Annotated in this window: 8 protein-coding genes and 1 pseudogene; 2 read left to right on the top strand and 7 right to left on the bottom strand. The window is 70.6% G+C overall.

Going from position 1 to position 13,058, the window contains the following annotated elements:
* Positions 1-26 precede the first annotated feature (26 nt).
* The 7 genes and pseudogenes from PSEJ35_RS0110570 to PSEJ35_RS0110600 all read right to left on the bottom strand — a co-directional run bounded on the left by PSEJ35_RS0110570 (position 27) and on the right by PSEJ35_RS0110600 (position 6,676).
* Complete coding sequence (locus tag PSEJ35_RS0110570; RefSeq protein WP_028917765.1) at positions 27-1,352, bottom strand: glycosyl hydrolase family 8; 1,326 nt, start codon at positions 1,350-1,352, stop codon at positions 27-29.
* Positions 1,353-1,426: 74 nt separating this feature from the next.
* A pseudogene (locus PSEJ35_RS16020) lies at positions 1,427-1,877 on the bottom strand (SRPBCC family protein).
* A 74-nt stretch (positions 1,878-1,951) separates the two neighbouring features.
* The gene (locus PSEJ35_RS0110580; protein ID WP_028917766.1) at positions 1,952-2,728 is read right to left on the bottom strand and encodes an SDR family NAD(P)-dependent oxidoreductase; all 777 of its coding nucleotides are present in this window, start codon (positions 2,726-2,728) and stop codon (positions 1,952-1,954) included.
* Positions 2,729-2,785: 57 nt separating this feature from the next.
* Positions 2,786-4,393 carry a carboxyl transferase domain-containing protein gene (locus tag PSEJ35_RS0110585; protein WP_028917767.1) on the bottom strand — a complete coding sequence of 536 codons (1,608 nt, stop codon included), beginning with the start codon at positions 4,391-4,393 and terminating at the stop codon, positions 2,786-2,788.
* A 108-nt stretch (positions 4,394-4,501) separates the two neighbouring features.
* Entirely contained in the window at positions 4,502-4,870 is a 369-nt protein-coding gene (locus PSEJ35_RS0110590; RefSeq protein WP_028917768.1) for a hypothetical protein, read from the bottom strand.
* 163 nt (positions 4,871-5,033) lie between these two features.
* Positions 5,034-5,375: a hypothetical protein gene (locus tag PSEJ35_RS0110595; RefSeq protein WP_028917769.1), complete on the bottom strand. Its 342-nt coding sequence runs from the start codon at positions 5,373-5,375 to the stop codon at positions 5,034-5,036.
* A gap of 125 nt (positions 5,376-5,500) precedes the next feature.
* Positions 5,501-6,676: a thiolase family protein gene (locus tag PSEJ35_RS0110600; RefSeq protein ID WP_028917770.1), complete on the bottom strand. Its 1,176-nt coding sequence runs from the start codon at positions 6,674-6,676 to the stop codon at positions 5,501-5,503.
* A gap of 164 nt (positions 6,677-6,840) precedes the next feature.
* Here PSEJ35_RS0110600 and PSEJ35_RS0110605 point away from each other — a divergent pair, with 164 nt between their 5' ends.
* Both PSEJ35_RS0110605 and PSEJ35_RS0110615 read left to right on the top strand, forming a co-directional pair.
* Entirely contained in the window at positions 6,841-9,714 is a 2,874-nt protein-coding gene (locus PSEJ35_RS0110605) for an autotransporter serine protease (protein ID WP_051412646.1), read from the top strand.
* Positions 9,715-9,973: 259 nt separating this feature from the next.
* Positions 9,974-12,943 carry a S8 family serine peptidase gene (locus tag PSEJ35_RS0110615; RefSeq protein ID WP_156924793.1) on the top strand — a complete coding sequence of 990 codons (2,970 nt, stop codon included), beginning with the start codon at positions 9,974-9,976 and terminating at the stop codon, positions 12,941-12,943.
* Positions 12,944-13,058 lie beyond the last annotated feature (115 nt).

Raw genomic sequence — 13,058 nt, forward strand, 5'->3', positions numbered from 1 at the left:
GCACCGGCAGCGGGCCAGGGCCCGCGCTACAGGGAGGTGTCCTTCGGCAGCCAGGCGCGGAAGTCGCCGCTGCAGTGGAGCAGGGCCATCAGGTAGAGCATGCCGTCGTAGTACCGGTGCTGGCCGCTGGGAATCGGCCGCTCCCACAGCGCCCGCACGAAATCCAGCCGCTGCGGATGCCGGGAGGCCAGCGCGGCGACCGCATTGGTCGCCACCAGGCCGGTGGTCTGGCCGCCCCCGAGCGGCTTGCCGTCCAGCGTGTACAGGCTCTGGTACGCGTCCAGGCCCTGCGTGGCGAAGAACCCGTGCAGACGCGTGCCCAGCTCCACCTGGCGCGGATCGGCGGCCCACCACGACCAGTCGACCGACCAGTTCATCGCGCTGCGCCAGGCGTCGTAGCGGAAGTCCGCCGATTCGGGTCGCCACGACGCCGCCCAGGGCGTGCCGTCGAAGTTGCCGTAGTCCGGGGTCAGCCCGGTCTGCGGGTGCGCCGCTTTCGCGAAGTAATCGCGGCTGGTCTGCGCGGCCTCCTGCCAGAAGCCGCGGTCGCCCTCCGGGCCCAGCCGCGCCCAGACCTCGTAGAACGCCGGCAGGTGGTACGACGCGTCGGTATGCGCGGCGTTGCGCATGTCCGGGGTGAAGCGGACCATCTTCGCGTCGTGGTCGAACAGGTTGGTCGCGGTCATCTCCCCGTGCCGGGTGGCGCCGGTGATCTCCTGCCGGTGCAGCACGTCGGTCAGCAGGCGCCGGGCCTGGGCGGCGTAGTCGTAGCGGCCCTCGCCATTGCCCCAGCGCTCGGCGGCGAAGAGCAGGGCGGTGATGAAGTACTCCTCGCCGTCCGGTGCGGGCATCTCATCGTTGGGCTCGCCGCCGGTGGTCACCGACCAGGCGAAGTAGCCGTGCGACGGGTGCGCCGGATCGTCCCGGTACATGTGGGTCAGGGCCCAGTTCCAGATCGCGTCGAACTCGCGCTTCCGGTCCAGCTGGACCGCGATCATCATCCCGTAGGACATGCCTTCGGAGCGCACGTCGTCGCTGTTGACGTCATGGATGTAGGCCAGCGGGCCGTGCTCGTTGCGGCCGGTCTCGTAGTAGACCGCCTGCTCCTTCGCATCGCCATGGAACAGCTGCTCGAACGCGGCCTGGATCTTCGCCTCGGTCTCCGCACGCGGATAGCCGGCCTCGGCGAACAGGTCCGGATAACGGCCGCTGGCGACCGCGCCGACGGGGGCGGAGGCGGGCGACGCGGCAGGTTCCGGCGCCGCGGCGGAGGCGGGCGCCTCGGCCGGGCGGCAGGCAGTGGCCAGCACCAGCAGTGCGGCGACGAAGACGGGCAGGCGGAAGGCGGTCATGCGGTTCCCGGGTGCGTACCAAGGACGCCGACGCTAGCAGAGCCGCGCGCACCGTGCCCACCGGCACGGTCGGGTCAGCCGTCCGGGATCTCAGGCTCGACCAGGTCGGCCAGCTGGCGCAGCGATTCCTGCCAGCCCAGGTAGCACATCGATTCGGGGATCGCCTCGGGGATGCCTTCCCGGGCGATGCGCAGGTCGGTGCCGCCCGGTACCGCGGCCAGCTGCACGGTGACGTGCATCTCGCCGGGCAGGCCGGGATCGTCGAAGCGGTCGACGTAGCGGATCGTGCGGTTTTTCGACCAGTTCGAGGTACTCGCCGCCGAAGGAGTGGCCGTGGCCGGTGCCGAAATTGGTGAACGCCATGCGGAAGCGGCCGCCGACGCGCGCGTCGTACTCGTCGACGCGGGCGGCGAAGCCGCAGGGCGGCAACCACTTGGCCATCGCCGCCGGGTCGAGGAAGGCGCGATAGACGCGCTCGGGCGGACAACGCAGGACGCGGTGCAGGCGGACGGTGCCGGTAGGCATGGCAGTTTCCTCGAAGTTGGACGCATGCAGGCGACGCGCGAGCCGCTTGCGGATCGACATCGAGGTCGCGCGGCTCAGCGCATGCCCTTGTGCTGGCCGCCGTCGATCGGCACGCAGGCACCGGTCACCCACTGTGCGCGCGGCGAGGCGAGGAACACCGCCACGTCGGCCACTTCCTGCACCGTGCCCATCCGCCCCCAGGGGATGGTGGAGCGCACCGCCTCGTAGCGCGCCGGATCCTGGCGGTGCACCTGTGCCCACAGGCCGCCTTCGAACTCGATCGAGCCGGGGGCGATGGCGTTGGCGCGGATTCCATCGGGCGCGTGGAAGATCGACAGCTTCTTGGCATAGGCGATCAGCGCGGCCTTGGCCGAGGCGTAGCCGAAGTCCGGCCCGGGACTGGCTTCCAGGCCCGAGATCGAGGCCACCAGCACGATGCTGCCTCCGCCGGCCGCCTTCATCCACGGGATCACCTGCTCGCAGGCGCGCGCGGCAGCCAGCACGTCCAGCCGCAGGCTGGCTTCGAAGTCGGCCACCGATGGCCCCAGCGCCAGCGCCGAGGCGTTGTGGACAAGTACGTCGACGCCGCCGAAGGCCTGGCGCACGGCATCGAGGAAATCGGCCAGGGCCGCCGGATCGCCCAGGTCGCAGGGGCGCGCCAGCACGCGGTGGCCGTGGTCGTGCAACGCGGCTTCGGTATCGTCGAGCGCGTTGCGGCCGCGTGGATCGGCCGCGCGCGAGCACACCGCCACATCCGCGCCCTCGGCCGCCAGTCCCAGCGAGATCGCCCGGCCGATGCCGCGGCTGCCGCCGAGCACCACGCAACGCTTGCCTTGCAGTTGCAGGTCCATCGCTTCCTCCCCGTGCCGCGGCCGCATCCGGCGGGCGTGCCGGACACGGGTCTGCGGTTACATGCGGAACACGCCGAACCGCGCCGGCTCGATCGGCGCATTGAGCGCGGCCGACAGGCCCAGGCCCAGCACCCGGCGCGTGTCGGCCGGGTCGATGATACCGTCGTCCCACAGCCGCGCGGTGGCGTACCACGGACTGCCCTGATGCTCGTACTGCTCGCGCACCGGCGCCTTGAACGCTTCCTCCTCCGCGGCGCTCCAGCTGCCGCCGCCGGCCTCGATCGCGTCGCGGCGCACGGTGGCCAGGACGCTGGCGGCCTGCTCGCCACCCATCACGCTGATCCGCGCGTTCGGCCACATCCACAGGAAGCGGGCGCCGTAGGCGCGGCCGCACATGGCGTAGTTGCCGGCGCCGAAGCTGCCGCCGATCACCACGGTGAACTTGGGCACGGACGAGCAGGCCACGGCGGTGACCATCTTGGCCCCGTCCTTGGCGATGCCGGCGTTCTCGTACTTGCGGCCGACCATGAAGCCGGTGATGTTCTGCAGGAACACCAGCGGAATGCCGCGCTGGTTGCACAGTTCGATGAAGTGCGCGCCCTTGAGCGCGCTCTCGGAGAACAGGATTCCGTTGTTGGCGACGATGCCGACCGGGTAGCCGTGCAGGTGGGCGAAGCCGGTGACCAGGGTCTTGCCGTAGCGCGCCTTGAACTCCTCGAACTCGCTGCCGTCCACCAGGCGCGCGATGACCTCGCGGATGTCGAACGGGCGCCGGGTGTCGGCGGGAACGATGCCGTAAAGCTCCTCGGCGGGATACAGCGGCTCGCGCGGCTCGCGGGTGGCGAGGGCGATGTGCTTGCGCCGGTTGAAGTGGGAGACGATGCCGCGGGCGATCTGCAGCGCGTGCGCGTCGTCCTCGGCGTAATGGTCGGCCACGCCCGACACCGAGGTATGCACGTCGGCACCGCCGAGCGATTCGGCGTCGACGACTTCGCCGGTGGCCGCCTTCACCAGCGGCGGGCCGCCGAGGAAGATCGTGCCCTGCTCGCGCACGATCACCGACTCGTCGCACATGGCCGGCACGTAGGCGCCGCCGGCGGTGCAGCTGCCCATCACCACCGCCACCTGGGGGATGTTCTCCGCGCTCAGCCGCGCCTGGTTGTAGAAGATCCGGCCGAAGTGCTCCCGGTCGGGGAATACCTCGTCCTGCAGCGGAAGGAAGGCGCCGCCGGAATCGACCAGGTAGATGCACGGCAGGCGGTTCTCGCGCGCGATCTCCTGCGCGCGCAGGTGCTTCTTCACCGTCATCGGGAAATAGGTGCCGCCCTTGACCGTGGCGTCGTTGGCGACGATCACCACTTCCTGCCCGCAGACGGTGCCGATGCCGCAGACGATGCCGGCCGCCGGCGCGGCGCCGTCGTACATGTCCTCGGCGGCGAGCGGGGCGATCTCGAGGAAGGGCGAGCCGGGGTCGAGCAGGGCGTCGATGCGGTCGCGGGCCAGCAGCTTGCCGCGTTCGGTATGGCGCTGCCGGGCCTTCTCGCCGCCACCTTCGGCGGCACGCTGCAGGCGCCGCTTCAGTTCGGCGGCGAGCTGGCGATGATGGGCGGAGTGGGCGGCGAACTCGGGGGAGCGTGTATCGATCTGGCTGCGGATGGCGGGCATGGGCGTGGCGAAGACGGGATGCCCGAAGGATACGTCACGCCTCCGCATACGCCTTCTGGCGGCGCAGCACGCAGGCGCCCGCGGCGTGGGCCGCGGGCGCTGCCGGGGTCAGTCCTGGTTGGCCTTGCGCTCGGCCGCTTCGGCGGCGTCGCGTGCCTTGGCGGCGGCGGTTTCGGCCACGTCGGCGGTGGCATCGGCGGCGCGTGCGGTGGCGTCACGGGCGGCATCGCCGGCACGGTCGGCGGCTTCGCGGGCTTCGGCCGCGGCCTGCTCGGCGCGGACCTCGGCCGTGGCACTGGCTTCGCGCGCGGCATCGACGGCGTCGGCGGCGGCGTGTTCGGTGGCGGCGGCCGCATGATCGGCCGCGGCGGCGGCATGGTCGCCAGCCCGGTTGGCCTCGTCGCGGGCCGGCTGGTTGCACGCCGCCAGCACCACGGCCACGGCGGTGGCGGTCAACAGCGAAAGGGTGCGCTTCATTGGAAACTCCATCGTCGGGTGGGTCGGCGCGAGCATCGCCAAACCCGCCTCAGCATCCCGTGAATCCGGAATATCCCCGATGGATGGCGCATAAACGGAAAGGCCGCCGGTTACCCGGCGGCCTTCCAGTACAACTGAAGTGTTCGGCAGGTTACTGCGCGAATTACTTCTTGGCCTCTTCGGCGGCGTCCTTGGCCTGGTCGGCCACGTCGGCAGCAGCCTCGGCGGTGTCGGCAGCAGCGTCGGCAGCAGCGTCGGTGGCGGCGCCGGCGGTGGCGGCAGCAGCGTCGGCAGCGGTGTCGGCGGCAGCAGCGGCGGCGTCAGCAGCGCCCTGGGCAGCGTCGGCAGTCTCGGCGCCGGCAGCGGCGGCCTGGTCGGCGGCAGCCTGGGCCTCGGCGGCAGCCTGGTCGGCGGCAGCGGCGGCGTCCTGAGCCTGCTCCTGCTTCGAGCACGCGGCCAGGGCCAGACCCAGGGCCAGGGCGATCAGCAGCTTGTTGATGCTCATGATTGGATGTTCCTCGTCGTTAAGTTGGGCAACGCGCTAGGTTGCGCGCCGGCAACATGATGACAAGCCGGAATCCGCTGTCAAGCGGAATTCGGTCATATTCATAAAAGACCCGTGAAAAACGATTACAACATTTCGAGCGCGATAGCGGTAGCCTCGCCGCCGCCGATGCACAGCGTGGCCACGCCCCGCTTGAGGCCGCGCTTGCGCAGGGCGTTGACCAGGGTCACGACCAGGCGCGCGCCCGAGGCGCCGATGGGGTGGCCGAGCGCGCAGGCGCCGCCATTGACGTTTACCTTGGAGTGGGGAATCCCCAGCTCCTTGATCGGCGCCATGGCCACCACCGCGAAGGCCTCGTTGATTTCGAAAAGGTCGACGTCGGCGATTTTCCAGCCGACTTTGTCCAGCAGGGTGGAAATCGCACCGACCGGCGCGGTGGTAAACCATTCCGGCTGCTGCGAGAAAGTCGCGTGGCCGACGATCCGGGCCAGCGGCTGCACGCCGCGCTTCGCCGCCTCCTCGGCCGACATCAGCACGGTGGCCGCGGCGCCGTCGGAGATCGACGAGGAGCTGGCGGCGGTCACGGTGCCGTCCTTCTTGAACGCCGGCTTGAGGGTCGGGATCTTGTTGATGTCCGACTTGCCCGGCTGTTCGTCGGTGGCGTACTCGACCTCGCCCTTGCGGGTGGCGACCTTGACCGGGACGATCTCGTCCGCGAACGCGCCGGAGGCCTGCGCGGCCTGCGAGCGCTTCACCGACTCGATCGCGAACGCATCCTGCTCCTCGCGGGAGAAACCGTACTTTTCAACGGTCTTCTCGGCGAACACGCCCATCGCCTGGCCGTCATAGGGATTGGTCAGGCCGTCCCAGGCCATGTGGTCGACGGCCTGGAAGCCGCCGTAGCGGTTGCCGGTGCGCGAGTTGGGGATCATGTGCGGCGCATTGGTCATCGACTCCATGCCGCCGGCGACCACGATCGAGGCCGAGCCGGCCTTGATCAGGTCGTGGCCCAGCATGATCGCCTTCATGCCCGAGCCGCAGACCTTGTTGATGGTGGTGCAGCCGGTGCTGGCCGGCAGGCCGGCCGCCAGTGCCGCCTGGCGTGCGGGCGCCTGGCCGAGGTTGGCCGGCAGCACGCAGCCCATGATCACTTCGGACACGTCGGCGGCCGGTACGCCGGACTGCTCCAGCGCGGCGGAGATGGCGGCGGCGCCCAGGGTCGGGGTCGGCACGCCGGTGAACTGGCCGAGGAAGGAACCGATGGCGGTGCGCTTGGCGGCAGCAATGACGATGTCGGACATGGGGGAGGCAACCTCTCGCGGATGAGTCCTGATTATCGCGGTGGCCGCCGGCGCCCGCTACCGTCCCCCCGGACAGGCGACAGCGGGCCCCCGGTTGCGGTATAGACGGGGCGGGGGGGGCTGGTGGGCGACCCGCCGGCGAGAACATCGCGAGAGGTGAACTGATGCAGGTCTTCGGCAGTGCGGGCACGGGCAACGGGCTGGCGCGCTCGCTGCTGGCGATCGCGATCGCCAGCACGCTGGTATCCGGACTGGCCGCCTGTGGCGGTGGTGGTGGCGGCAACGTCCGTTCCGGTACGCCAAGCGCGCCATCGCCCCCGCCGCCGCCCCCGCCGACTTCGCCTCCGCCGCCGCCACCGCCTCCGCCGCTGATCCAGCCGGGCATCGACGCGCACCTGGCGCTGACACACGCCACCGCCGGCGAGCGCCAGGGCTATACTGGCGCCGGCTACCGGATCGGCGTGATCGATACCGGCGTCAACCGCAACCAGCCGGCGCTGGCCGGGCGGGTGGCCGCCAACCTCACCTACGTCAGTGCCAGCCGGAACGACCTCAGCGTCGACGACAAGGTCGGCCATGGCACCACCGTCGCCCAGCTGGCCGCGGGCCAGGCCTTCGGGCGCTGGCCCGGCGGCGTCGCCCCCGGCGCGACCATCCTGTCGGCCCGCATCATCAACGACGAGCGTCCGACCGACGACGGGTCGGGGCAGGGCAACGAGGTCACCGGCGCGATCGGGGTCAAGGCGATCCACCAGGACCTGGTCGCGCGCGGCATGCGCATCATGAACAACTCCTGGGGCGGGCTGTACTGGACCCGCGACACCGCCACCGCCGCGATCGCCGACGAGTACCGCTTCTTCATCCGCGACCACGACGGCCTGGTGGTGTTCGCCACCGGCAACGAAAGCCGTTCCGATCCCACCGACATGGCGGCACTGCCCAGCCAGCCGGGCCCCAACAGCACCTTGCCGGCGGCCGACCTCGAGCGCGGCTGGCTGGCGGTCGCGGCGCTGGACACCTCCCGGCCCGACCGGCTCATGTACTACTCCAACGCCTGCGGCCTGGCGAAGAACTACTGCCTGGTCGCGCCGGGCACGGCGATGTTCACCGGCACCAACGACACCGCCGGCAACCCTTCCTATTACTACGGCAGCGGCACGTCGTACGCCGCGCCGCTGGTGTCCGGCGCCGCGGCGGTGGTCTGGCAGAAATTCCCGTACTTCAACAACGACCTGGTCCGGCAGACCCTGCTGGGTACCGCCACCGACCTGGGCGACCCGGGCGTGGACGCGGTGTTCGGCTACGGCCTGCTCGATGTCGCCAAGGCGCTGGGCGGGCCGGCGAAGTTCGACTGGGGCGACGTTGCCGTCAACTTCAGCGGCGAGTCGACCTGGAGCAACGCCATCACCGGTAGCGGCGGCCTGCTCAAGCAGGGCAGCGGCACCCTGGTGCTCGGCGCCGGCGGAGTGGCGCTGGACTACGAGGGCGCCACCCGCGTGCAGGGCGGCACGCTGAAGATCCCCGGGCGGCTGAGCCGGTCGGATGTCTTCGTCGCGGCCGGCGCGCGCCTGGCCGGCGCCGGCTGGCTGGGCGGCAACCTGCAGAACACCGGCACCGTCCTCATCGACGGCGACCTGCCGGCCGGCGGGATGGAAGTGGCCGGCAACTACGTGCAGAAGCCCGGCGGCGTGCTGTCGCTGGTGGTGGGCTACGGGCCCTTGCAGGTGGGCGGCACGGCGACCCTGGAAGGCGGTGACGTCCATGTCGCCGGACTGCGCAGCGGCTACACCTGGCAGGCACGCGAGTACGTCTTGACCGCCGATGGCGGCCTGACCGGCCGGTTTGACCGCCTGACCGCCTCGTCCAGCCTGTTCCTCGATGCCACGCTTGGGTACGACGCCAACCGTGCATGGATGGACATCAGCCGCCTGGACGTGCAGGCCACCGCGGCCAGCCTGGCCGACATCACGCCCGCCGCGCTGTCGGCGGCGCAGCGGGTGGAGGCGGCGTTCGACACCATCGACGCGCAGCAGGGGGGCGAGGGCGCGGTGGCCGACGGCTTCATCCGCATCGCCGGCCAGTTCCAGAACATCGCCAGCGCTGGCGAGGCGGTGTCCACGTTGCGCAGCATGTCCGGCGAAGTGCATGCGGCCGCGGCGGCGGCGACCTTCGATGCCCTGGACCTGGGCCGGCGCGCGCTGGCCTCGCGTTTCGACGAAGTCGCCAATGGCCATGTCCGCGCCGGTGGCTGGATGCAGGCCCTGGATGCGGCCGGTGCTCCGGTGGCAGGGGCGGATGCCCGTGTTGGCGGGTGGATGGCCGGCCACGACGCGCGCCTGTCCGGCTCGCTGCTGGCCGGCATCGCGGTCAGCGAGGCGCGTGGCGACAGCCTGGTCCGCGGGGTGGCCGACCGCAGCCGCGAACGCCAGGCGGGCGCGCAGGCGTGGATCGGCCGCCAGTGGGACCAGGGCTATCTGATGGGGCAGTTCGGTGCCGGCCAGTGGCAGCGCCAGGTCGACCGGCAGTTGCTGCTCGGCGGCAGCACCTATGGCCTGCACGCGGATTATGGCGGCAGCTACACGCTGGCGGGTGCAGAGGCGGGCTACCGCTTCGGGGGCGCGGACTGGACGGTGTCGCCCTACGTGGCCGCCGAACACGTGCGCGTGGTCAGCGACGGCTTCGAGGAACAGGGCGCCGAAGGCTTCGGCCTGCGCAGCGACGGCCACGCGGCCTCGCGCACCCAGGCCATTGCCGGCCTGCGCGCAAGCCAGGACTGGGGTCGCTTCGGCCTCGACGGCTATGCCGAGTGGCAGCAGGCAGTGGCCAGCGACGGTCTGGAACGCCCGGCGAGCTTCGTCGGCGTGGAAGCCTGGTCGCCGCTGGCGGCCACCGATCCGGCGCTGTCCGGCGGCATGTTCGGGGTCTCGGCACGGGCCTGGCTGTCGCCGCGCTCGGTGCTGTCGCTGGGTTACGACCAGCGCTTCGGCCCGCGCGGCGATGCCAGCCTGGTCTCGCTGCGCTACGCCGTCGGCTTCTGATCCAGCCGTTATCCGGTGGGGGCATCCGGCCGCCGCGTCGGACCGCCATGCGCTGTCTGCGCACCGGTGTTTCCCCAGCTTCGTTGATTGCGTGACGAGCGCCTCAGGACAAAGCTCGCCAGCGTCCGGTGGAGTGCATGGAACTGGACCTACGCCACAGGACACCGGTGGAAGTCGTTGTTTCTGGATGGGATACGGGTTACAAATTGCCCCAATGCCTGGCGCGACCGTCGCGCCACTGCCATGGGGGAAAACACGGATGAAGAACACGCAAGGGCGCAATGCCTTGGCTTTGGCTGTCGTCGCGGTGCTGAGCCTGGGCCTGTCGGCCTGTGGCGGTGGCAACTCCAAGAGCGATGTCCCGCCGCTGGTCATCGGTGGCGGTGGTGGCGGCGGCTCCGGCGGTGGCGGTGGTGGTGGCGGCGGTGGCGGTGGTGGCAACGACGGCGGCGGTGGCGGTGGTACTCCACCTCCTCCGGCCAATGTGCAGCCGCCGCACGACGCGCACCTGACCCTGACCCACGCGACCGAAGCCGAGCGCGCCGGTTACACCGGCAAGGGCGTGGTCATCGGCCTGCTCGACACCGGCGTGAACAGCAACCATCCCGCGCTGACGGGCCGGGTGATCGAAAGCTTCGTGCACGTGGACCCGGCCGAGAACGACCTCAGCGTCGGCGACAAGGTCGGCCATGGCACCACGGTGGCGCAGCTGGCCGCCGGCAAGGCCGTCGGCAACTGGCCGGGCGGCGTCGCCCCGGGCGCGAGCATCGTGTCCTCGCGCATCATCTACGACGAATCGCCGGACGACGACGGTTCGGGCCAGGGCAACGAGGTCCGCGCCGGGCAGGGCTACGGCGATTACTTCCGTGCCCTCAACCTCGAGATCGCCGACGCCGCCGAAAGAGCTGGCGCCACGGGCGTGATCATCAACAATTCCTGGGGCGGCCTGTACTGGACCGACGACCGGGTCACCAACGAGTTCGTCAACGCGTACAGCGACCTGATCCTCAACCGCGATGGCCTGGTCGTGTTCGCCAACGGCAACGCCGGCCGCGACGAACGCTACCGTGCCAATCCGACCGACAACGCCGCGCTGCCCAGCAAGTCGCCCGCGGCGGCATTCCTGGAGCGCGGCTGGCTGGCCGTGGGCGCGCTGAACCCGACCGAGGCCGAGCCGACCCTGACCGACTACTCGCAGGCCTGCGGCGTCGCCAGGAACTACTGCCTGGTCGCCCCGGGCAACGCGGTGTTCACCGGCCACACCGACAGCGCCGGCAGCACCTCCTACAAGTGGGGCGGGGGCACCTCCTACGCGGCGCCGCTGGTGTCCGGCGCAGCCGCGCTGGTGTGGGAAGCCTTCCCGTACTTCAACAACGACCTGGTCCGCCAGACCATCCTCGGTACCGCCACCGACATCGGCGCCGAGGGCGTGGACGACATCTTCGGCTACGGCCTGCTCAACGTGGGCGCGGCGGTCAAGGGCCCGGGCAAGTTCGACTGGGGCGACGTGCTGGTCGAGTTCGACAACAAGCGCGTGGATCCGGCGCGCGGCATCGACGTCAGCTATTTCCGCAATCCGATCAGCGGCAGCGGCGGCCTGATCAAGGACGGCACCGGCACCCTGGTGCTGACCGAGCGCAGCTCGTACACCGGCGACACCGTGCTGCGGAAGGGCGGCCTGGAAGTGCGGCAGGGCCTCACCAGCTCCAACGTGAGCACGGAAGCGGGTACCCGCTTCAAGGGCGTGGGCAATTTCGGCGGCAGCGTCACCAATGCCGGCGACCTGATCGCCGGCGACGGCGTCAACGCGATGAACATCGCCGGCGACTTCGTCAACACCGACACCGGCACGTTGCACATCTGGCTGGGCAACCCGCTCGGCGTGGACGGCACGGCCAAGATCGCCGACAGCACGCTGTACATCGAAGGCATCCGCAACGGTTACGTCTTCGACCAGCGCGCCATGGTGCTGTACACCAAGGAAGGCCTGGACGGCGAGTTCGCCTTCGTCACCAGCGCGCCTAACGTGACCCTGGTGAACTACAGCCTCGAGTACGACCTGCTCAATGCCTACCTGCGCGCCACCCGCGTGGACGTGGCCGCGGCGTCGTCGATGTGGGGCCTGTCGGCGCTGTCGCAGGGCTCGGCCACCCGCGTGGAGAACATGCTCGGCGGCATCGACAACGGTATCAAGCTCGGTGGCGGCGTCGGCATCGACGCGCGCCTGCTCGATGCGGCTGCCGCGTTCCAGCAGGCCCAGGGCATCGCCGGCTTCGACTTGTCGCTGCGCAGCCTGTCGGGCCAGCTGCACGGCGCGTCCTCGGCGATGACCTACGACAGCATCGACGCCAACCGTCGCGCGGCCAACGCTCGTGTCGACCGCTTCCGCGACAGCATCCGCGGCACCGGCGCCTGGGCTTCGAGCCTGTCGCGCGATGGCGCCATGTCGCTGACCGGGTTCGACGCGGTGGACTTCGCCACCAGCGGCGACATGGTCGGCCACGACATCGCGCTGGGCGCCAATGCACTGGCCGGCGTGGCCTTCAGCCGCCAGCAGCAGCAGGGCTGGCTGCCGGCCATGGGCGACCGCGTGCGCGGCTACCAGTACGAGAGCCAACTCTACGCGGCCTGGCTGGATGACGGCTGGTACGCGCAGGGCCGCGTCGGCATGGGCCAGTTCGACCGGCAGATGCAGCGCAACGTGCTGCTGGGCATGAGCCTGGACGGCGTGTCCTCGCGGGTGTCGGGCAACTACTTCACCGCCAACGTGGAATCCGGTCATGGCTTCCGCCTGGCGGGCGCCACCCTGACCCCGTACGTCGGCGTGGATTACACCCGCCTGGAGAACGACGGCTTCAGCGAAGCCGGCGCCAGCGGCCTGGGCCTGCGTGCGGACGCCTGGGACAGCACCCGCACCCAGGGCTACGTGGGCCTGCGCGGCGAGCGCAGCTGGCGGATGGGCAACGGCCTGTCGCTGTCGCTGGACGCGCGTGGCGAGTACCAGGAGCGCCTGCAGTCCAGTGGCGAACTGTTCAATGCCAGCTTCGTCGGCTACGAGCAGTGGGAGCCGCTGTACGGCATCGGCCTGGCCGAGCACAGCAGCCTGTACCAGCTTGGCCTGAACGCCGCGTTCTCGCCTCGCAACCTGTTCCGCGTCGACCTGAGCCGTCGCCAGAGCGACCGTTACAGCGACCAGCAGGTGAACCTGCAGTACCGCCACGCGTTCTGAGCGCGGCGGTCGGTGGAAACAGGAACGCGCCCCTCGGGGCGCGTTCTTTTTTGGGAGGGCTGGAAGGCCATCGGGAGGGCGAGGTTTGCGTCCCGCCGCTCCCGATGCGGCGGAC

The organism is Pseudoxanthomonas sp. J35 (assembly GCF_000513995.1).
Taxonomy (GTDB): domain Bacteria; phylum Pseudomonadota; class Gammaproteobacteria; order Xanthomonadales; family Xanthomonadaceae; genus Pseudoxanthomonas.

Coding starts and splice junctions, on each gene's coding strand:
- PSEJ35_RS0110570 (WP_028917765.1), bottom strand. CDS start 1,352: ATGACCGCCTTCCGCCTGCCCGTCTTCGTCGCCGCACTGCTGGTGCTG.
- PSEJ35_RS0110580 (WP_028917766.1), bottom strand. CDS start 2,728: ATGGACCTGCAACTGCAAGGCAAGCGTTGCGTGGTGCTCGGCGGCAGC.
- PSEJ35_RS0110585 (WP_028917767.1), bottom strand. CDS start 4,393: ATGCCCGCCATCCGCAGCCAGATCGATACACGCTCCCCCGAGTTCGCC.
- PSEJ35_RS0110590 (WP_028917768.1), bottom strand. CDS start 4,870: ATGAAGCGCACCCTTTCGCTGTTGACCGCCACCGCCGTGGCCGTGGTG.
- PSEJ35_RS0110595 (WP_028917769.1), bottom strand. CDS start 5,375: ATGAGCATCAACAAGCTGCTGATCGCCCTGGCCCTGGGTCTGGCCCTG.
- PSEJ35_RS0110600 (WP_028917770.1), bottom strand. CDS start 6,676: ATGTCCGACATCGTCATTGCTGCCGCCAAGCGCACCGCCATCGGTTCC.
- PSEJ35_RS0110605 (WP_051412646.1), top strand. CDS start 6,841: ATGCAGGTCTTCGGCAGTGCGGGCACGGGCAACGGGCTGGCGCGCTCG.
- PSEJ35_RS0110615 (WP_156924793.1), top strand. CDS start 9,974: ATGAAGAACACGCAAGGGCGCAATGCCTTGGCTTTGGCTGTCGTCGCG.